General features: G+C 43.7%; 17 protein-coding genes and 1 pseudogene. 8 read left to right on the forward strand and 10 right to left on the reverse strand.

Features of this window, described 5'->3' with window-relative positions; translation table 11 throughout:
* Positions 1-2: 2 nt before the first annotated feature.
* A pseudogene (locus tag V1225_RS13100) lies at positions 3-1,487 on the reverse strand (trimethylamine methyltransferase family protein).
* Positions 1,488-1,538: 51 nt separating this feature from the next.
* On the reverse strand, positions 1,539-2,186 hold the full coding sequence (locus tag V1225_RS13105; RefSeq protein ID WP_160200605.1) for a methyltransferase cognate corrinoid protein: 648 nt from the start codon (positions 2,184-2,186) through the stop codon (positions 1,539-1,541).
* A 286-nt stretch (positions 2,187-2,472) separates the two neighbouring features.
* Here V1225_RS13105 and V1225_RS13110 point away from each other — a divergent pair, with 286 nt between their 5' ends.
* Positions 2,473-3,762 carry an AraC family transcriptional regulator gene (locus V1225_RS13110; protein WP_338546775.1) on the forward strand — a complete coding sequence of 430 codons (1,290 nt, stop codon included), beginning with the start codon at positions 2,473-2,475 and terminating at the stop codon, positions 3,760-3,762.
* A 390-nt stretch (positions 3,763-4,152) separates the two neighbouring features.
* On the opposite strand, the gene V1225_RS13115 is transcribed toward V1225_RS13110, so the two are convergent.
* From V1225_RS13115 to V1225_RS13135, 5 genes are all read right to left on the reverse strand, one after another.
* Positions 4,153-4,911, reverse strand: a complete 759-nt coding sequence (locus V1225_RS13115; protein ID WP_160200607.1) for an amino acid ABC transporter ATP-binding protein — start codon at positions 4,909-4,911, stop codon at positions 4,153-4,155.
* Between the two features lie 12 nt (positions 4,912-4,923).
* Positions 4,924-5,583 (reverse strand): amino acid ABC transporter permease, encoded by a 660-nt coding sequence (locus V1225_RS13120; protein ID WP_160200608.1) that lies wholly within the window; start codon positions 5,581-5,583, stop codon positions 4,924-4,926.
* 18 nt (positions 5,584-5,601) lie between these two features.
* Positions 5,602-6,396: a transporter substrate-binding domain-containing protein gene (locus V1225_RS13125; RefSeq protein ID WP_160200609.1), complete on the reverse strand. Its 795-nt coding sequence runs from the start codon at positions 6,394-6,396 to the stop codon at positions 5,602-5,604.
* A 166-nt stretch (positions 6,397-6,562) separates the two neighbouring features.
* A complete protein-coding gene (nhaC, locus tag V1225_RS13130; protein ID WP_207709505.1) occupies positions 6,563-8,014 on the reverse strand; it encodes a Na+/H+ antiporter NhaC in 1,452 nt (483 codons plus the stop codon).
* A 139-nt stretch (positions 8,015-8,153) separates the two neighbouring features.
* On the reverse strand, positions 8,154-9,653 hold the full coding sequence (locus V1225_RS13135) for a trimethylamine methyltransferase family protein (RefSeq protein ID WP_338546779.1): 1,500 nt from the start codon (positions 9,651-9,653) through the stop codon (positions 8,154-8,156).
* A 343-nt stretch (positions 9,654-9,996) separates the two neighbouring features.
* On the opposite strand from V1225_RS13135, the gene V1225_RS13140 reads away from it, so the two are divergent.
* From V1225_RS13140 to V1225_RS13160, 5 genes are all read left to right on the forward strand, one after another.
* Entirely contained in the window at positions 9,997-11,088 is a 1,092-nt protein-coding gene (locus tag V1225_RS13140) for an alanine/ornithine racemase family PLP-dependent enzyme (RefSeq protein WP_338546780.1), read from the forward strand.
* Positions 11,089-11,172: 84 nt separating this feature from the next.
* Complete coding sequence (locus V1225_RS13145; RefSeq protein ID WP_251613687.1) at positions 11,173-12,015, forward strand: uroporphyrinogen decarboxylase family protein; 843 nt, start codon at positions 11,173-11,175, stop codon at positions 12,013-12,015.
* Positions 12,016-12,027: 12 nt separating this feature from the next.
* Positions 12,028-13,161: an alanine racemase gene (gene alr, locus V1225_RS13150; RefSeq protein WP_338546783.1), complete on the forward strand. Its 1,134-nt coding sequence runs from the start codon at positions 12,028-12,030 to the stop codon at positions 13,159-13,161.
* Positions 13,162-13,231: 70 nt separating this feature from the next.
* Positions 13,232-14,014 (forward strand): CorA family divalent cation transporter, encoded by a 783-nt coding sequence (locus V1225_RS13155; RefSeq protein WP_160200615.1) that lies wholly within the window; start codon positions 13,232-13,234, stop codon positions 14,012-14,014.
* Positions 14,015-14,282: 268 nt separating this feature from the next.
* Complete coding sequence (locus V1225_RS13160) at positions 14,283-15,005, forward strand: hypothetical protein (protein WP_161909217.1); 723 nt, start codon at positions 14,283-14,285, stop codon at positions 15,003-15,005.
* Positions 15,006-15,081: 76 nt separating this feature from the next.
* Here the strand turns inward: V1225_RS13160 and argH are convergent, their stop codons facing one another.
* A complete protein-coding gene (gene argH, locus V1225_RS13165; protein ID WP_251613696.1) occupies positions 15,082-16,464 on the reverse strand; it encodes an argininosuccinate lyase in 1,383 nt (460 codons plus the stop codon).
* Between the two features lie 149 nt (positions 16,465-16,613).
* Between argH and V1225_RS13170 the strand changes: the two genes are divergently transcribed.
* On the forward strand, positions 16,614-17,639 hold the full coding sequence (locus V1225_RS13170; RefSeq protein ID WP_338546785.1) for a pyridoxal-phosphate dependent enzyme: 1,026 nt from the start codon (positions 16,614-16,616) through the stop codon (positions 17,637-17,639).
* A gap of 312 nt (positions 17,640-17,951) precedes the next feature.
* On the opposite strand, the gene V1225_RS13175 is transcribed toward V1225_RS13170, so the two are convergent.
* A complete protein-coding gene (locus V1225_RS13175; protein WP_251613701.1) occupies positions 17,952-18,572 on the reverse strand; it encodes a J domain-containing protein in 621 nt (206 codons plus the stop codon).
* Positions 18,556-19,440, reverse strand: a complete 885-nt coding sequence (locus V1225_RS13180) for a DUF5685 family protein (RefSeq protein ID WP_338546788.1) — start codon at positions 19,438-19,440, stop codon at positions 18,556-18,558. The genes V1225_RS13175 and V1225_RS13180 overlap by 17 nt, the downstream gene beginning before the upstream one ends.
* A 115-nt stretch (positions 19,441-19,555) precedes the next feature.
* Between V1225_RS13180 and V1225_RS13185 the strand changes: the two genes are divergently transcribed.
* Positions 19,556-21,775, forward strand: coding sequence for a GH25 family lysozyme (locus tag V1225_RS13185; protein WP_338546789.1), 2,220 nt, complete (start codon positions 19,556-19,558; stop codon positions 21,773-21,775).
* The last annotated feature ends 99 nt before the right edge of the window (positions 21,776-21,874 follow it).

Here is a 21,874-nt window from a genome sequence, read left to right on the forward strand (position 1 = left end):
GATTAGTGTTTCTTCGCTTCAAACTTAGCTAATTCTTCAGCTTCTTCTTCCCCTTCAACTACGATGTCATGAATCCTCTTCTTAACATCTTCTGGAAGCGGCTCCGGCTTATAATTTTCTAAGATGTCGATTGCCTTAGCTCTGGTCGCTTCGGTCATCGTCATAGCGCCTTTCTTTTCCCAGGTTTCTCTCTGTGTACGGTCGATGTACTGTGTCGTAGACAGTTCCTGTCTCATGTACTTTCTGGTATGCTTATGTGCTAAGTAATTGTTAGCAGGTCCTACTGCTTTAATTACGTCAAGCGCCATTGTATCCTGGTTTACAGGAATTCCCTGCAGAATTCTTCTCGTCATTCTTACGATTTCTGCGTCGGTCAACAGCTGTTCATAGCTCATGGTCATACCCATTTCCATCATACCCATACCATAGATGACGTTACTTCCTGTCAGTGCAGGCAGCATGTTAGTCATGGTCTTTTCATGTCCTAACTGTACGTCAAAGCACTTGCCGTCAGCCTATGTACCGCCTACATTGGTAGGAATTCCATAGTAGTGACCCAGCTGACCTACAGCTGCGGAACACATTGCGTGCTCAGGCGCACCGACTGGAGACTGTGCAGTCTTCATATCCATGATAGTCGTGGAAGATCCGTAGAGAATCTTGTTGCCAGGGTTTACAATCTGTGCTAAAACGATACCGCCCAGGATTTCTGCGTTGGTGCAAACCAGTGTACCTGCAAGAGTTGCCGGTGTGGTAGCGCCGCAAAGCCCCATGGACAGAATGTCGATTGGCAGACCGTGTCTAGCGGACAGAATGATGATGCTGGTTTCATTTTCATTGATTTCCAGCGGGCTGTTCGGGCAAGCGCCCATCGCAACGATCGGTCTTTCTCTCAGCTTATCATAACCGCCCTGAATGGCAGCCGCCATGTCGATAAATCTCTGTGTATTCTTTACACCCTCAAGGTCGTGCGCAAAGTTCTTAGTCAAGTTGTTGAATACAACTTCTGCTTCGTGCAGGGAACGAACCTTCTGGTTTACATCACCTGCTGTTACAGCGATAGAGAATACGTCGATTTCAGGAATCGCGTCGATGAATCTTGCTACATTTCCCAGGTCTTCTTTGGTGGATTCTCTCAGTTCTCCTGTGTAAGGGTCAAAGATGAATACGCCTGTACCAAAGTTCTTGTATGCAACTTTCTTACCACCGATCAAAGTATCTTTGTCAGGAGTTCTACCGCAAAGAGTGAACTCTGCAGGACATTTTTCGATTGCATCGTTTACCAGATTTCTAGGGAATTTTACTCTGTCGTTTTCATAATCAACTTCACAGCCAGCGCCGGCTAAGATGTCTAACGCTTCTTTTCCATGCATCTGAAGGCCGTAGTCTTCCATCAGCTGGAGGGTCGCTTCGTGAAGTGCGTCTAAATCATCATTGGATAAAATGTTATATCCTGTGATGTCAGTTTCGTGGATAAATTTACCCATCTCACTTACCTCCAATATTTATTCAGTTACTATCAGTTACGGTTGTCCGGCTTACAGTTTTGCAATCCAGTCCATGATGAAGTTTACTGTATCGGAAGCGTCTTCGCAATAAGCGTCAGCACCGATTTTTTCTGCCCAACGATTGGTTACAGGAGCGCCGCCTACCATAGTCTTAACTTTATCTCTGATGCCAGCTTCTTTCAGCGCATCTTCGATGTCCTTCTGTACTGTCATTGTAGTAGTTAAAAGAGCAGAGCTTCCTACAAATTCAGCGTTGTGCTCGATTGCAGCATCAACAAAGTTCTGTGCAGGAACTTCTCTTCCTAGGTCAATCACTTCTACACCATTGGTCTTAACCAGGGATGCAACGATACCTTTACCGATGTCGTGTACGTCTCCTTCTACAGTACCGATTACTAAAGTACCAGCGGATTTAACTTCGGACATGTCCATCTTGCCTTCGATTTCAGCACTTACTGCCTTCATAACTTCTGTTGCGAAGATCAGTTCTGGCAGGAAGATTTCTCCCATTCCGAACAGGTCGCCTAATTCCTTCATACCTGCGGAATATCCGTCGCTCAGTAATTCAACCAGATCTACACCTTCAGCTTCAGCTTCAGCCAGGGCTTCCATAGCGATATCTTCGTCAGCTTCAACGATTGACTGCTTTGCTTTTTCCATGATTGCTTCTTTGCTCATTCTTGTTACCTCCAAATTATTAATTAAAAACTAAAATAATAAAGACTATGCTTTTTATACTCTCATTGTACAGGTTTTAAACGAGTGCGGTATATAGAACTTTTTAGAAATTTTAGTACTATTTTTGTCACCCTCAAAAAAGTAATATTTTTATATTTCTTTGCCGCCTTATATAAATTGGAATTGTTTTTACTTTCTGCCTGTGCTATAATGTGAATGAAAATTTTTATAAAAAATTGTATATTTTTTACATAATGTGAAACCGACGAAAGGGAGTGTATTTGTTATGAAAAACTTTGTAATTCCAAGCCTTGACACACCCAATGCAGAAACTTTGTCAGAGTACTTGAATACTTCTTTAGAAGCTTTTTCAGATATTACAGACATACCTGTTACCTATTTTAACAACCACGACCAAATTATAAAAGAATTCAAAACTGAAGATAAAATTTGTAATATCTTCAGTATTTATAAAAAAGAAGACAGTCCGTGTCGAAAGAACCTAGCTTCCGCCGGACAATTTGCCTCTCGTCTCGGAGAACCCTATATCTTTCTTTGCAAAGCCGGTCTTGCTAACATCGCAATTTCACTGATTATCGACGAAGTATTCGCCGGTTATTTCGTTGCAGGTCCTGTTATCATGGGGGAACTCCGAAACAGCACTGCATCTAGCTTCGCCAACCTCAATGCGCTGGACGAGCAGGCTGCCGCTATGGCAAAGATGTTCGCAGGCAAGATGAAAATATATCATCCTAGTCAGATTTCACAAATTGCACTGCTGTTTTACAATTGTATCATCACATCAGTATCTGGCAGCGACGATTACAGTGCACTGCGCAACCAATACAGTGAGCAGAATAAGATTAATATCGACATTCAACACTATAAAAAAGAGCATCTCACTGTAGAATACCCTTACGACTTAGAAAAAGTCCTAATCGACAATGTCAGCAACGGTCAGGTTGCTGCCGCAAAAGAAAATGTAGCCAAACTGCTCAGCACCTTCTCCATTTTGGAAGCGGGCAATATGGAAGGAATCAAGGCAAAAGTTCTCTGGCTCTTTGCCATCATTATCCGAATCGCCAGCGAAAGCGACAGCAATCTCAATCAGGTCATCGACACCGACCTTGACATCATCAACAGACTCAGCGAAACTGACAGCTACAATGAGCTGCTTTCTGTATCAGAGTCTCTAATCGAGATGATTACAAAGAACATGCTGACTTCTATTTATAATGGACGTTCCCAGATAGTAACCAAAGCACTGCAGTTCATCAACAAAAACTACAAGGAGAAAATTTCCCTAAAGGACATCGAGACCAATCTCCATGTCAACTCTTCTTACTTTTCCACCTTGTTCAAACAAGAAATGGGTGTGACCTTTACTGATTATCTTAACACCTTAAAGATAGAACATGCATGCAATCTTTTGGCAAATACCAATTTAAACATTATCGATGTTTCCTTGTCCACAGGTTTTGATGACCAGAGCTATTTCACCAAAGTATTTAAAAAAGCCAAGGGCATGACACCGAAAGCTTATCGTGCCGCCCACGGCATAGTGGAAGAAATTTAAGGGCTGGCAACTTACAGCTAGTTACAACCGGAGCAACTGAGCATGGGGCGGTCATAGTTAGCGGAAATGCATATATTTGCAAAAATCCCCCAAAATATGCACAGCGCTCTGCATATATTTTGAAAAAATCCTTAAAATATGTACATTTAAAGCTGGAAAAGGACGATTTTTCTGTTTCTTTGCCAGCTTTCTCCGTTTTTGCGATGTCATTATGCATATAAGAAGTGTTTCCTACAAAAATATGCACACGATTGTGCATATTACCGGCAAAATCACTAAAAATATGCACGTTCTCTCACAACAAAGAGTTCCGCGGACGCCCCACGGCGCCCGTCCGCAAAAGTCCAAAAGCCGCCGGCATAACCACCGGCGGCTCATTTTAAATATGTATTAAATTTTTTCCTGCGACTTTTGCAGGAACGCGCGGGTGCGCGCAGACTTTGGATGATCAAAGACTTCCTCTGGCGTGCCCATTTCTTCAATGAGTCCATCCGCCATAAAGATGACTTTATCCGCCACGCTTCTGGCAAACTCCATCTCGTGGGTAACAACAATCATAGTGCTGTCACTGCCTTTGAGTCCTTTGATTACTTTCAGTACCTCGCCAGTCAGTTCCGGGTCCAGCGCCGACGTCGGCTCGTCGAAACACAAAATATCTGGATCCATCACCAGAGCGCGAGCAATTGCCACACGCTGCTGCTGTCCGCCAGAGAGCTGGCAAGGATAGTTTTCCAGCTTATCGGTCAAACCGACCCGTTCAATGGTTTTGAGCGCATGTTCTTTAATGTCTGCCGCCGTGCTGATCTTCAAAAGTTCCGGCGCCAAGGTTACGTTGCGCAGCACGTTATACTGCGGAAACAGGTTGAAAGACTGAAATACCAAACCGAAGTGAAGCCGGTTCTTTCTGATTTCGGCTTCGTTATAACGATTGGTCACGCCGCCCTCATAAATCACCTCTCCGCCAACGGAAATAGTTCCCTCATCTGCATACTCAAGGAAGTTCAAACAGCGAAGCAGCGTAGTCTTTCCGCCGCCGGAAGAGCCGATAATTGCCAAAACCTCGCCCTTTTCCAGAGAAAAATCGATGCCTTTGAGAACACTGACTTTGCCGAAGCTCTTTTTCAGATTCTTGACTTCTAAAATCGACATATCCTTTCCTCCTTAACTTTCAAAATAGCTCAGTTTCTTTTCCAGAGCGTTAAATGCCAGCACCAGAATGCCGCTGAATACCAGATAAAATACACCGGTCATCAGAAGCGGCCAGATGATACCGCTGCTCTTGATAAATGCCTGTCCTGCCCAAATCAGCTCGTAAACCGCAATGACGCGGGCCAGGGAAGTATCTTTAACAAGGTTAATCAGTTCGTTCCCCATAGGCGGTATGATTCTCTTGATTACCTGCAGCAGCACAATTTTGAAGAAAATCTGCCGTTTGGTAAGACCAAGCACCTGACCTGCCTCGTACTGTCCCTTGGAAATACTTTCGATGCCGCCTCTGTAAATCTCAGAAAAGTAGCAGGCATAGTTAAAGATGAAAGCAACCAGCGCAGCAATGAATCTGCCTGCATTGCTGCCGCCCCAGAGGTTATTTCCAAACATCAGACCCGGACCGTAATAAATTACAATCAGCTGCAGCAAAAGCGGCGTTCCTCTGACAATCCAGACAACCGTTCTGGAAAGCACCTTGATTACCTTGATTCTGCTCATAGAGGTAAAAGCAATCAAAAGTCCCAGAGGAAGCGACCCAATCAGCGTCAGCACAAATAATTTAATTGTGACTAAAAATCCACTGGACAGCGCCAGCATTACTTCCTGCATCATAATTTCTATAAACTTCCTTTATTTCTGTTCGATGATAGATTCCTGTACACCGTACTTCTTAGCGATTTCCATCATAGTGCCGTCAGCATAGCTGTCCTTAAAGAACTGATTTAAAGCTTCCACAAGGTCGGATTCCGGACGGAATGCCACGCCATATTCTTCGTTATTCAGCTGTACAGTGTAAGTCAAATCTTCGTAGCTGGTGCCTTCGCCAATCATAGCTCCTGCCATGATCAGGTCGATAACGCAAGCATCAGATGTGCCTGCAGATACTTCCATGAGAGCGTCAGCCTGTGTCTGCACGGCAGTCACCTCAAAGTCCATGCCTTTCAGCGTCTTTTCTCCTGCAGAACCTGCTTCTGCAGCAAAGGTCAGACCCTGCAAATCTTCTTCAGACTGAATCTGATCTGCTTTCTCTTTCTTAACAACTACTACCTGACCATTCTTGCAGTAAGGATTGGTAGTGCCCAGGGCAGAAGTTACTTCGTCTATAAGGGTCATGCCGTTCCAAACCACGTCAATGCTCTTGCCTTTAATCTCAGCAATCTTGTTGTCCCAGTCGATGACAGTGAATTCCACATCTACGCCCAGGCTCTCCGCAAAGGCTTTTGCCATATCTGCATCAAAACCGATCCAGTCGCCGTTTTCAGCTTTGTAATCCATCGGTTCATATTCTGTAATGCCGACAACCAGCGTGCCCTTTTCCTTTACATACTCCATATCGGACTGGGCATCGTCTGCGCCGCATGCTGCCATGACAAAAGTCATCACCAATGCCATCATTAAAATAAATACTTTCTTAAAATTTTTCATGTCGTAAATTTCCTTTCTTAAAAACGTAGCATTACTATAATACTCTACTTTAGTAAAGTAGTAAAGTACTTTTTTCAAAAATATGCAAAAAAGGAAAGGAACCAGCCCGCAGGCCGGCTCCTTTCCTTTTGAAAGAAGTATTTATATCAGCTCTAATAGCTAAAGCTTAAGCTTCTAATTCTCTCTTTGTCGCTTCTTCTTCTGCTCTTCTAGCTTCTAACATCTTTTCGTATTCTTCGTCGGTCATCTTTTCGATGGTAAATCCGGTGAATCCGTAGATGATAGAAATAATCGGACACAGATAGTTAACAAAGGCATATGGTGCATATGCGATTGTCGGCTGTCCCAAGAAGCCTGTCATAGTTGCGCCGCATACGTTCCAAGGAATCAGCGGTGAAGTCAGTGTACCGGAGTCTTCCAGACATCTGGACAGGTTCTTGTTCTTCAGCTTTCTGTCTTCGAAAGCAGTCTTGTACATTCTGCCCGGCAGAATGATTGCCAAGTACTGGTCTGCGCAGAGCAGGTTGATGAACAGACAAGTCAGTACGGTAGTCATAATCAGAAGTCCGTTGGTCTTTGCAACCTTCAGAATCTTTTCTACCAGCTGTCCCAGCATACCTGTTGCTTCCAGTACGCCCGCGAAAGACATAGAGCAAAGTACGATGGATACAGTCCACAGCATGCCGTCAAATCCGCCGCCGCCGACTACGTCAGCTACGGAATATTCTTCAGTCAGAACGATGTCAGCACTGGAGGATTTATAGCCGTAGTGCATGATGGAGAACCACTGATCCGCATCAATTCCCTGCACAACACCCATGCAGAAGATACCCATAACTACGCCAACAAACATTGCCGGCAGTGCAGGAATCTTAAGCACTACTGCTGCAAGCAGGAACAGAACCGGCAGCATCAGGAATGGACTTACTGTAAATTCATTCTGAATTGCATCCTGGAGGATATCCTTCATTTCCATCTGAATTCCGCCGCTCGGCGCTGCACTTCTTCCTAAGATGAACCACAGAACCAGTGCGATGACATAAGATGGTGTTACAGTCCACACCATGTGCTTAATGTGATCGAAAATGTTAGAACCGGATACAGCCGGTGCCATGTTTGTAGTATCGGACATCGGAGACATCTTGTCACCGGTGTATGCGCCGGATACGACTGCGCCTGCAGCCAGCGCCGGATTGATGCCAAGACCAACTGCAATACCAATCATCGCTACGCCGATGGTACCTGCAGTGGTGTAAGAAGATCCGATTACGAAAGAAATAATCGTACACAGCAGAGCCGCAGTTACTAAGAACAGTGCAGGACTGATGATGTCCAGTCCATAGTAAATCATGGAAGGAATGATGCCGCCTGCTTTCCAGGTGGATACCAGGATACCTACTGTCAGCAGAATCAGGTTTGCCTGCATAGAGCGGCTGATACCCTGAACCATACCTTTTTCCATGACACTCCATTTCCAGCCATTGAGGGCGCCAACAATCGCTACGAAAGCAGCTGCCAGAATCATCGGCATATGTGCTTCACCATAATCCGGTGTAAGGAAGATGGAGTAACAAATTACGCCTAGCGTAAATACCACGCATAGTAACACTTGCCACATAGGAACTCGTCTACCCATAAGTTTACCTTAGTGCAACATAGAAGATAGGGGCTTCTAAGTCGTACTTTTCCTTTCTTATAATTTAAGTAAAGTATAATTTCTTTTATGATAAAAACCTAAACGTCTACCCTACTAGCGATTAAGCTTCATCATACTTTTTAATCAGGTCCTTTGCGACCTCTTCGGAAAGTCCAGCGTCAGCACAAACTTCAATGAAAGCAGCATCGAGGGCTTTTCTCTGTTCATCGGACAGCGGGCAGATAGTCTGTTTGTCGATTTCCTGTACATACTCTCTCGCCTTGTCCATGATGGACTTCTTGCCTTCTTTGATCCAAGCAGCTCTTTCCTGATAGTTCATGGTGATATTGCTGTAATTCTGTTCTTTTTTATAATTCTTTAATGTGTGTTTCTGGGTCATGAAATTTCCGCCGGAACCAACTTCCAAAAGCAAATCTGCAGCCAGCGCTTCGTCATCAAAGCGAATGCCTTTCTGCAAGTGCTTCAATGTGCCGATATAGTCGTTGTCGATAACCAGCTTTTCGATGGACATTTCAGCAATAACGTTCAGTCCGCCCGGACCGGATACGTTAGACACGCCTGCCATCATAGCCATGAGGCCGGATCTTGCAGATTCACTGCCTGCCTGATAGTCTACAATCTTTGCATCAGACATTGCAGCATAAGTATGTACCGGAAGTCCGTAGTAGTGACCCATCTGCGCATAGCCTGCCATTACCATGCTGCATTCCATGGATTCCATCGGGGTGTACATGGTCTTCATGTTGAAGATGCAAGGTGCACCGCCGTAGGAAACAGGATGTCCCGGTTTAGTAACCTGTGCAAGTACCAGACCTGCCAGAATTTCTACGGTGTGGTTCAGGATGCAGCCTGCCAGGGTAATTGGACCAGTTGCGCCTGCAATCTGTGCAGAAATCAGATTAATAGGGATGTCCATTCTGACACAGTCGATGATATTTCTTGCTCCGATATGGGACCACTTCAGCGGAGATGTCACGCAGATATCGAAGAGTGTATACGGTTTGGTTCTAACTGCATCTTCCGACCCTAAAACAGCCTTTAACAGCTTGAAGGTTCTAGGTACGCCTTCTGCATCAGTAGAACCGCCGATAATCGGTTTGATAGAATTCTGCATTTCGGTGTAATACAGATACTGAGATCCAAGCTCTCCCGGCGCCTCCTCACAAACGATAGAAGAAGATACAAAGTCGATGTGCGGCAGGCTCTGTGCAACTTTCGTCAAAAGTTTCAGATCCTTTACGCCGGATAGTCTAACAGTCTCGCCGTCGCTTTCCAGTACGTTGCCGGCACTGCTTCCCGGATTAAAACGGGTCTTGCCATCGCCGAATGTGCAGTAAAATTCGCCGTTTCTGTCATATAAATCAAAAGTGCTCGGCGCAGATTTGATTGCATTCTCGACTACTTCTCTCGGGAACTTAACTTTCTGCGTTGTTCTGTCTACTTCGCAGCCTGCTCCCTCAAGTAAATCAAGTGCCTCGTCATAAGCAAAAATGATTCCTAAATTTTCCAACACATATAATGCCTTTTCATGCATTTCTTTTACCTGCTCGTTGCTCAGTACTCTAAGCTGGGGCATGTTGTCAAATGTAAATTTGTTCATTCTTTTTCCTTCGCCTTTCATACTTTGTTTATCTATTAAATTATACATAATTTCTGAATATCATTTTAGGTCTTTTTTCAGATATTTTAGAAAAAAAATTGCCATTTCAATATAGCCTTTTTATACAGTGCTGCTGCATGTCCTTCCTCCCTGATTTATCAACATTTATCACACATTGTCAATTATCAGACAAAGTCTGTTTTCCTGTCTTAGACTTAATTTTTCCTCAAAAAAATACCAAAGGAAATAATCTTTATATATGGACTTCCCCACTTTTTCCATGGTAAAATAGGTCCATTAGAATAGAAAATGAAGATATGAGCTTATAAAAAAGGAGAACACCATGGTAAAACAAATTTATCCGAGAGTTGAAATCAACTTACAGTATCTAAAAGAAAATGTAGCCGCAGTCGTTGAAAAGTGCAAACCTTTTGGTATTGACATTGCCGGCGTTATCAAAGGAACAACAGGTATTCCTGAATGTGCTAAAATGTTTGCTGAAGGCGGTGCAAAGCTAATCGCTTCCTCCAGACTGGAGCAGATTGAAGACGCTATTGACTGCGGTATTGATCTTCCAATGCTGCTGCTGCGTGTTCCTATGCTCAGCGAACTTCCAGAAGTTGTAAGACTTTGCGATGTCAGCTTAAACAGTGAGGTCTCCGTACTGAAAGCTTTGAACGAAGAAGCTGCAAAGCAGAACAAGATGCACAAAGTCATTCTGATGGCTGACCTTGGAGACCTTCGTGAAGGATTCTGGGACAAGGACGAAATGGTTGATGTTGCTGTCATGGTAGAAAATGAGCTTAAGAATCTGGAACTAGGTGGCGTTGGCACCAATCTGGGCTGCTACGGCTCCATCGAAGCAACAGCTGACAAACTGGACGAACTGGTTGCTATCGCAGAAAGAATCGAAGGCAAAATCGGCAGACAGCTGGAATACATCTCCGGCGGCGCTACTACAAGCCTGCCTAGAATTATCAATCACGACATGCCAAAGAGAATCAATCTGCTCAGAGTCGGCGAAGGTATTCTTCTCGCAAGAGATTTGGATGTATTCTACGGTTACGACATGAGCTGGATGCACCAGGACACTTATACGCTAAAAGCTGAAGTCATCGAAGTCAAGGACAAACCTTCCCACCCGGTTGGCAAAATTTCCATCGATGCTTTCGGACATACGCCTGAATACGTTGACAGAGGCATCAGAAAAAGAGCTCTTCTTGGTATCGGCAAGGTTGATTACGGCAGTATCGATGAAATCTTCCCGAAAGATAAAGGTGTTGAGGTTATCGGCGCTTCCTCCGACCACACTATCTTAGATATTGAAGATGCAGAAAGAAATCTGAAGCCTGGCGATATCGTATCCTTCGGCATCAACTACGCTTCTATCGTATATCTGACCAACTGTAAAAACGTACAGATTGTATTCGTATAAAATATTCTTATCCACGACGCATAAAATCCCCGGCCGGCAAGAAAGCCTTGTTTGCCGGGATTTTTATAAAGGAGGTAACAAGCAATGGCAAAACTAATCGATTACAGCTGTAAATACGCAGAGTACATCGGCATGTCAAAGGAAGAAGCTGCAGCAAAGGGACTTTCTCTTCCTGAGGCATATTTTAGCGCAGAAGCAATCGCCGCCCTGGCAGGCGAAAATGCAGTGCTGCCCTTTGACCCAGTTCTTGAGGCTGAAAGCATGGGCGCAAAAATTAAGTTTGACGATTCCCCACTGGGCCCCCGCAAGGACACCGATATTGTCACAAAAATCGATGAGCTTGCAAACCTTTCTCCTATGGACATTACCAGCAGACGAATCAGCGAAACCCTGAAAGCAGTCAAAGCGATCAATGAAGCCGGCGGCAATGCAACGGTGGAGCTTCACGGACCAGTTACCATCATCAACGGCGTCAGTGATCTAATGAAAATACTTATGGGCTGGCGAAAAAAGCCGGAAGTCATGGATCAGTTCTTCACGAAAGTTTCTGATGGACTTGTAGATTTTGCGCTGGCGGCTTACGATGCCGGCTGCCGCATCATCTACTATACCGATTCTCCGGGAAGTCTGAATATACTCGGTCCAAAATTTGCAAAGCAAATCACAGAAAACTTCACTGTTCCGTTCTTGAGAAAACTGGATGAAACGCTTCCGGCAGACTGCATCGTACATCTCTGCCCCAAGACTTCATTCCTTCTGACCGGCTTTGAAAAAGCGCAGTGGCGAAAGTTTGAGCTTGACGAAAAGATGCCATACAAGGACGCATGTTTATTTGCTTTGGGAAAGGTTCGCATTCTGGGGCAGCGCTGTCGCAAAGCAGACAATATTACCGTTTCCCATATCAATTATCTGCATCTGAACGAATAAGGAGGCATCCTTATGGAAAACAACTACTATAACTCCTACTTTAAAGTAGATATGGACACTGTTGTGAACAATTATAAGATTGTAAAAAAACACATCGGTCCTGATACGGATATTATCCCTGTCGTCAAAGGCAACTGCTACGGTTTTGGTCTTGTACCTATGGCAAAACTTTTTGTAGAGCGCTGCGGTGCTAAACTGATTGCAAACTCAGCGATGCACGAGTCTGTAGAGCTCAGACATGCAGGTCTTTCCTGCGAGATTCTCATCGTTGGCGGCATCCCACAGCATCTTCTCCACGGTGCAATCGAATACGATTTGCAGATTCCACTCTTTGAAGAAGTCACCGCCCGCCGGCTCAATGCTCTTTCTGGCGAAGCAAGAAAAAAGACCAAAGTCCATATCAAAATTAACACCGGCATGAACCGGCTCGGCGTAAAACCTGGTCAAAATTTGGAAAATCTTTTGAATTTGGTAAAATCTTTTGACAACATTGAAGTAGTCGGCGCTTATACCCACTTTGTATCTTCGACTGCCGATTATTATGATCCCTTCACTTTGGAACAGTTTGCACGCTTTCAGGAAGGGGTTTCTCAAATAAAGGCGGCTGGCTTTTCGCTGCAGTACGTGCATTGCTGCAATTCCGCTGCTACTTCATGGTACAGGGAAGCTATAGACTACAGCACCCATGTCCGTTCCTGTACTTCGATTCTAGGGCATATGGCCATGGAAGACGGCAGAGAGCCTCTAGGCCTTACAGAACCTGTAGAAATCGGCACCTATATCACCAACGTACACCAGATTGATACGGGCGACAGTGTAGGTTACAGCCGCGCATTCATTGCCAGCGAACCGATGAAAATTGCTACACTTTCAGTAGGATTCGCCGATGGATTTTATCCTGCCTGGATGAGAAAACAAGGACCCGTCCTGGTAAATGGCCGCCGCACACGATTCCTCGGCTGCTGTATGGATCAAGCTTTTATCGATGTAACAGGTATTCCTTGTGAGATCGGGGATAAAGTAATCATGGTGGGACGCGACGGCGATGAGCAGATTACAACGTGGGAGATGGAACAGTTCTGCGAAAATACCTTTGAGTTTTTGTACGGCACGCTGGGACACAGAGTCGCAAGAATTTATAAATAAAGAAAAGTTGCACATACTATTGACGGCAGATTCTAAACCCTGCCGTCTTTTATACTGAAAGAGGTGCACGATGATTAAAATTTTAGAAGAAAAGGATGTCTCAACGTTAAAAGAATATGTGAATGATGACATCATCCGCCGTTTAGATGATAGCCGCAGTTTTTTTACAGTACTTTCAGAACGGACATATTTTCTGACCTTCTACTGGATGGATGGAAAGAAGGTCACCATCTTCGCGGACAAAAATCATCTGCTCATTGCCAGCGACAGCACTGCAATTTGTGAATTTGCACAAAACATAGATACCCCTTTTGACGGAGTTTTGCAGCTTCACGAATTTCTGCTGGAAATGACTGCAAGCGATGTACACAAGCTGGAATCTCTGGAAAACCTGATCATTTCCCTTGAGGATAAGCTGCTCATGGATAGCACACCAGGAAAGGATGGCATTTCCGACATCGTCAAAGTCCGCAAGGATTTAATCAAGGTTAAGCGCTATTATGAACAGATGGAATTTCTCACAGATGCGCTATGTGCGGTAGATTCCAGCTTTGCCTATATTGACAAAAAATTTGACCGTCTTTTGGAGTTCACCTTTCATCTGCAGACTTATTTGGAATCGGTGCGGGAGGCCTATCAGTCCCAAATCGATATTGAGCAGAATAACATCATGAAAGTTTTCACTGTAGTCACGTCAATTTTCCTTCCTCTTTCCCTGATTGCTGCTTGGTACGGTATGAACTTCTCTCTGCCCGAATATCAGTGGTCCTATGGCTACCCTTTTGTGGTTTCTCTATCATTAGGACTGGTCGTAGGTCTTTTGATTTTCTTTCGAAAGAAGAAATGGTTTTGAGGATTCCGGCAATTTAATTCTATTTTTTATATCAATTTCTATTTTTTGTAAATTTTTATTGCATTTTACATTTTATTCATGGTATAATCGGATTAAATTACGGTATGTCCGTTCCAGTTTGAAACCGTTTTTTACCAGTTTTCAGATTTTCTCCAATCGGTTTTCAAAATCCCGATTTCATTCGCAAAAAGAAACCTTTTTGGGTACTTTTGAAAACCTTCTTCTAAAAAGCTGAAAACTGGAAGACAATTACACGACATACCTGCACATGAAAGGAGATGATTCAAAAATGAATTTCGTCGATACAGCTACCGCACAACTTGATTTTCTAAAAAGGCAGCAGCAATACTGTAAAAATCAATTATCTGACCTTCCTATGGGAAATCTAGTAAAGAAAAGCAGCAAGGGAAAAGAATACTATTACATAGATACCGGCACTGCACTTGTCAGTTTGAAAAACAGCCCTGAATTATACCAGCAATACAAAAGTAAAAAAGCACTCCTGCAGCAACTTCGCTCTCTACAAATTGATATTCCCCTGTTAAAAAAATTGTTAAATACTTACCAGCCAATTATCCCTCTTGAGAACGACTGGCACAACTTTGCCGCTGAGCAGAATACTGGCTGGAAGCAGGATAAAAAACATCTTTATCAGGGTGTCTATTACCGCTCTAAATCCGAGACACTTATTGCTTCCATACTGACCTCTTACCAATTTCGTTTCAAATATGAGGTTGAATACACAGTAAACGGTTTTAAATATTATCCTGATTTTCTCATAGAGCGTCCCCACGATAAAAAAATATTCCTCTGGGAACATTTTGGAAAAATCGACGATGAAGAATATGTGCGCAAGATATTTTTTAAGCTGCAGGACTACCACAATGCAGGCATTAACCTTTGGGATAATCTGATTATTACCTTTGATCAAGCTGACGGCAGTCTGAATGCCGATTATATTGACCGCATTATAAAACTATATCTGTTGTAATCCTCTCTCAAAACGTGCAAAAGAACGAGATTTCCCAAATTCTCGTTCTTTTAAACCTTTTTTTATCTATTACTACTTATTTTAAACTTTCAAGGAATGCCCTTCCCGCTGCAATCTGTCTTCTGACCTCTGACGGCGCTGTCCCACCAAAAGAAATTCTGGCGTCGACGCAGGCCTTAATACTGATATCGCCAAGGGATTTCTTCGAAATTCTGCCGTCGATTTCGCTGAGCTGTTCATCGGTTAAATCCTCAAGCTGACAACCATTAACCTCACAGACTTTCACCATGCGCCCAACAATTTCGTGTGCTTCTCTGAATGGAATGTTTTGCTTAACGAAATGCTCCGCAATATCGGTAGCGTTTAGGAATCCCTTTGCCATCTGCGCCTCAATCTGATCCAATCTGAACTCCGTCTTTTCCAGCATATTAGCAAAGATGGTAATGCTGGCCTTCCATGTGTCTACCGCGTCAAAGAGGCTTTCCTTATCCTCCTGAAAATCCTTGTTATAGGCAAGAGGCGTCCCCTTCATCACGGTCAGAAGCTGCATCAAATCTCCATAGACTCTGCCCACTTTTCCGCGAAGCAGTTCCGCCATATCCGGGTTCTTTTTCTGCGGCATAATGCTGCTGCCTGTACAGTAACTGTCATCGATATCAATAAAACTGAACTCCTGAGAGTTCCACCATACAAACTCTTCCGCCCATCTGGATAGATGCATCATGGAAATGGACGCATCGCTTAAAAATTCAATACTGTAGTCCCGATCGCTGACACTGTCCATGGCATTTTCTGTTGGCGCTGCAAAACCCAAAAGCTTCGCGGTTTTATGCCTGTCAATGGGAAGAGTCGTCCCTGCAAGAGCACCTGCTCCTAAAGGACACAAGTTCATTCTGTGGTAAGTATCATGAAGCCTTTCGATATCTCTTTTAAACATCTGGAAATACGCCATGAACACAAATCCTAAGGTAATTGGCTGCGCATGCTGAATATGGGTAAATCCCACGGTCAAACAATCCGCATATTTCTCAGCTTTTTCCAAAATTACTTCTTCCAGATAATAGAGTCTGTCCAGAATCTCTCCAATTTCTTTCTTTAGATACATTCTGCCATCGACTTGGCACTGGTCATTTCTGCTTCTAGCTGTGTGCAGTTTCTTACCCACATCGCCAATCTCAGCAATCAGCCGGCTTTCAATTCCCATATGAATATCTTCATCTTCTACGTTAAATATAATTTCACCGCTTCTAATTTTTTCACGTATGGTTTCAAGACCTGCGATAATTTTCCCACTCTCTTCTTTTGTGACAATCCCCTGCGCCGCAAGCATTGTTACATGCGCAATACTGCCGTCTATATCTTCGTTATACATTCTTTGATCAAATCCGATAGATGCATTGAACACCTTTACAATTTCATCCATTTCCTTTTCAAATCTGCCACCCCATAAGCTTGCCAAATTGTATTCCTCCTTCACTTCTTATACACATCGTTGCTCAGCCCTCATTATTATACTAGATAATTCATAAATATACAAGCTTTTCCCCCTGTTTTTTCTTTCAAATATGTGATACAATATCTTTCAGTAAATGAACAGGAGGATTTTATATGACTTTAGGACGTGAGAAATTACATTTTCTCAATTCACCAACCCCGATAACCTATCTCGAAAATATTTCAAAAGAACTAGGCGTCAATTTTTATCTGAAAAGAGACGATTTGACCAATTTCGGTACCGGCGGCAATAAGCTACGTAAGCTGGAATATCTGGTAAAAGATGCATTGGACCAGGATGCGACTATGCTGCTGACCGTCGGCGGCGCACAGACCAATCACGGCAGACTAACTGCTGCTGTCGCTGCAAAATACGGTCTTAAAGCTGCCATCGTAGCCGTTGACCCTTATCCAGGCGAAATATCAGCTAATCTTCTTCTTGACGGTATCATGGGCTGTCCTGTTTATCTGGTGCAGGACGACGGCGTACATACCGCAGACGAGCTTGAGGCAGCAACAGTTAAAAAAGTGACAGAAGAGTGGGAGGCAAAGGGTGAAAAAGTCTACTTTATTCCGGTTGGCGGCTCTAACGAAATCGGTGCGTTAGGTTACTATGACTGTGCTTTAGAGCTGGCTGCACAGGTAGAAGAAATGCAGCTTTCTGACGTTCGTCTGATTTCTACTGTAGGTAGCATGGGTACTTACATGGGTCTTGCCTGTGCCATCAAAAACGAAGGATTGCCCCTTCGGCTAACTGGTATCAGCATTTCTCCAAAGAAAGATATCTACGCCATGGCGGCTGATTACTATGATCGTATGAAAACTCTTTTCAATCTGCCAAAGGAAATGAACAAATCTGATTTTGATATCACGACTGAATACGACTGCGGTGCTTACAATAACCCGGTTAAGGAAGTGCGCGAAGCCATTTATTACATGGGGCGCAAAGAAGCCGTAATCTTAGATCCTTGCTATACAGGAAAAACCTTTGCAGGCATTTTGGATATGATAAAAAAAGGCACAATCGCGCATGGCGAAAATGTCATCATGCTGCATACCGGTGGCATTCCTGGTATTTACACTGCACACCACCGTGTTGAGATGGAAAAAGAACTGAAAGATTATATTCATATTATTTAATCGCCTAATAAACGAAAAAGCTGATCTGCCGGAAAGGTATGCCGCAAGGCGCCTTCTTCAGCAAGTCAGCTTTTTAGGTTTATATTCTAACAAGACGCTCTTCAATTTGGTTGAGACGATTATAGATTGGCGCCAATTTCTCGTCTGCTAAATTGGTGACTTCATCATAGCACACAATTATACTGTCTACCAGTCTCTTGGAGTGAGATCCTCAAAGTTCTGCAATTTAGATTCTTCCCCTTACAAATGGCTAAAAATACTGGAAAATAACCCCTGTAAATGTTCTCTTAAGGCTTAATAAAATTCCATTTTTTACCAGCAAGGTGAGCACCAGGTCGTAAGGCAATAAAATGTGCAGCAATTTGCGCAGCAGTCATCACTTCGATTATATCCCTGCCCGTCAGAACGGTTTTTATACATACTTCCCTGCGCTATCATCTGCTGATAAACTCTCTGATATTCAAAATTATTTGGATCCATATCAATAGCCTGGCGCAAATTGCTGATTCCATCATCAATCCAGCCTTTCCGATAAGATAGCACTCCACTTAAGAAAAACCACTCAGCATCTCGCATAGGTGCATGAATCAGCATTTGTTCCGCTCCTATAAAATCACCTCGGTCAATGGCCTGGCGAACTGCATAATAATCACTGCTGCCAGAAGCACGGCTATTTGAGCCACCTGCATACCCCCTGCCAGAATCTGAAGCCCATGTGCCGGACCAGCTACCAGAGCCACCGCCGGCTCTTCCCTTCATCAGCACATCATACGCCTCATTAATCTCCTGCAGCTTCTCCTCTGCTAAATCTGCAAGGGGATTGTTCTGATATTTATCCGGATGATATTTTTTTACAAGCGCTTTATACGCCGCTTTGATTTCTTCATCTGAAGCGTTCTGTGAAACGCCCAGTACTTCATATGGATTGCTCATCTGTATCTATCCTTTCTCTAAGAATCTGGTCTGTGCGTGCGCGCAGTCCCATAAAAATAATATTTTCGACAATCTCTGTATTTTGCTTTAGTTCCAGTAAGTCATATGTCATCGCAATTTCCCCCAGACATTGATATAGCAAAGTGTCCATGCCATCAAGGTGATTTTTTCTGTAAATCAGAGGATTATAGCAGCCTTTTTCCATATCCTTTTCATAGTCATCCAATGCATCTATGATATAAATCCACCGCCCCAGCGCACGACCCAGCTGGGCAAGCACTCTGGTCTGCTTCTCTTCTTTCGCGGATAGAGAACTTCCCTCCAAAAATCCGGTAAACAGCACTTCCATCAAATCAGAAAAAGCCTCCGCGGTCTGGTCTACAGAGGTTGACTTTCCCTCCTCCAACAAAGATAGCTTTGTCAGTGCTTTCTCAACGTTTGTACAAAGGTTCTGATAACGCTTTTCTAGTTTCTTGTAGGCATGGCGCAAAGCGGTTTTTCCCGCAAAGCCTGCAACACTTTTTTCGTCTTTCCAGTCGTCTAAAAATTTATGATACGTTAAAATTACCATAACGTCCGCTCCATAGTCAATAGCAGCATTATCGTAAATCACAGGTTTTTTCTCTATGGGGTGAGTGATACAATGCTCCAGTTTTGGCGTATCTTTTGTATCTTCAAAGCCCGCCAAAACCAGTGCAAGAAATACTGCGTCATAGCTGAGCCCAAGCCTTGGAATCTGGCCAATTCTTCTGGCTATGGATTTACAGATACCGCAGTAATAGCCCTGGTACAGGGTATAATCCCGCACCTTCAATTCATTTTTCTCTATGGTAACATAACCCAACATAATATCTTGATAATAAACCATTTTCATGAAGTTTTCAAGAAGTCTATGTGAAAATTCTACTCATGCTGTCGACAAATTCGGACAAATTTGTTAAGATAGAAGGGCATAGTAAAATTATAATTTTAGGAGAGATGAAATGAATACAAAAAAACTACTATTAACTGCGGTTTTATCCATTGCCGCTCTCTTTGCCACCTGCATAGTCGCCTCTGCCAGCAGCGCCGTTGTGGATTCCGGCGGTTATTCCCATGCTTCCAAATTCGGAAACACCCTGGTCATCGACGGCATTGATGTATCCGAGTATCAGCAGCAGATTGACTGGGCCAAGGTGAAAAGACAAGGTATCGACTACGCCTACATTCGCGTCGGTTTTTCTTATCTTGCCTCACCTCACCGCACTAACACTGACTCATATTTTGAATACAACTATAAAGAAGCCCGTGCCAACGATATCATGGTCGGCGTATACTACTATTCCACAGCAACTTCCCCGACAGAAGCACAGAAGGAAGCCAAGTATGTGCTGGATGTGCTGGACGGCAGAGAATTGGATTTACCAGTTGCTTATGACTTTGAGATGCCTTCTGGTAGCAGACTCACCAGTGCATATAACAGCTGGTCCTCTTCCACCAGAAAGGACAAGGCTGCGACCAACTCCCTTGCTTTTCTAAACTACATAAAAAAGAACTCCGACTATGAGTCCATGTTTTACTCTTATCGCGCCATCACCTCCCCCTACGGAAGTCCCAGCAGCAACAAAATAAACATGAATCTAATTGACAATAAATTCAAAGTATGGCTGGCACAGTACTCAACTGACAATAGCTACGAAAGACCTTACGAATACTGGCAGTACACTTCCAGCGGAAGCATCACCGGTATCAGCGGTCGGGTGGACTGCAACTTCTGGTACTATGATAATAATGCCGAAGAAACAAAATCTGGCACGAAATCCATAAAAAACGCTTCCGTTTCTCTCGGAAAAACGTCCTACGAATATACAAAATACAGAAAATACCCTTCAGTCTCCGTTACCTACAACGGCACAAAATTGACGAAAGGAGTCGACTATAAAGTCAATTACATCAAAAACGTATTGGCTGGCACTGCTTATGCACGCATTGAAGGTATCGGCAAGTATTCCAACGTAAAAATGGTTCCATTTACCATTACTACCACCGATATTGCAGACGGCGGCACTGTCGGCAGTATTGCCGATGTAACCTACAGCGGCAGCGCAAAAAAGCCAACTGTAAAAGTTCAGTACAAAGGCACTACGCTTAAAACCTGTGATTACTCCGTTTCCTATTCCAACAACAAGAACGCAGGCACAGCAACAGCGAAAATTACAGGAAAAAGAAACTATCACGGCACCTTAACCAAGACCTTTAAAATCAAAAAAGCGACTCCAAAGTTTACCGGATACACCACCTATAACCGGACCACTGACAGAGATGATTTCACCATCAACACCAAGTGCGACAGCGATGGAAAGCTGACCTACAAATCCAGTGATACTTCCATCGCTACAGTCAGCAATACAGGTAAAGTTTCCCTAAAAGGAGGCACCGGTACAGCGGTCATTACCGTAACCTGCGCGGAAACCAACAACTACGAAAAAGCAACCAGGCAGGTCAATATAAAAGTAACCGCTGCCGCTCAGCCAGAAGATCCGGTTACACCGCAGCCTCCTGCTGCAAATGGCACAATTGCAGGCGTCGAAAATACGACAATCAAAGCAAGTTCTGCTTTAGGCAGTGGATTTATCCAGCTAAACTGGACCAAATCCGCAGGCTATAAGGTAGATTACTACGAAGTATATAGAAGCACAACATCCGGAAGCTACAGCAACACACCTTTCTACACTACTACGTCTGGTACTGCTGTCACTTACAAGAATACAAAAAGCTTGACTAATGGTACCAAGTATTACTATAGGATCCGAGGTGTACGCACCATCGATGGTAAAAAATACTACACGCAGTGGTCCAATCAAGCATACAGGACCTATCAAGCTCCGGCAAATACGAATTCAAACGAGAAGCTGATTGCGGGGGTTCAAGCAACCACGATAACAGCAAAATCTGAATTGGGCAGCGGTTTTATCCGCATCAACTGGGAAAAATCTGCAGGATACAAGATGGACTATTACGAAATCTATAGATCCACAAAGTCGGGGACCTATGACAGTACCCCTTTCTTTAAGACAGCCAGAGGTACTGTACTGACTTACAAAAATACTAAAAGCCTAACAAAAGGCACCCGCTACTATTTCAGAATTCGCGGCGTGCGTACCATTGATGGTATCACTTATTATTCCAAATGGTCTAATCAGGCATACAGAACTTACAATTAACGAGCAATTAACTAACGCTTTCTATAAACGCGAAGGGCAGTCTCAAAGAAATGATTTCTTTTGAGACTGCCCTTCGCCCTTATATATATCGTATATAAA

The organism is Emergencia sp. JLR.KK010 (genome assembly GCF_037018265.1).
In the GTDB taxonomy this organism is placed as follows: Bacteria; Bacillota; Clostridia; order Peptostreptococcales; family Anaerovoracaceae; genus Senimuribacter; species Senimuribacter intestinalis.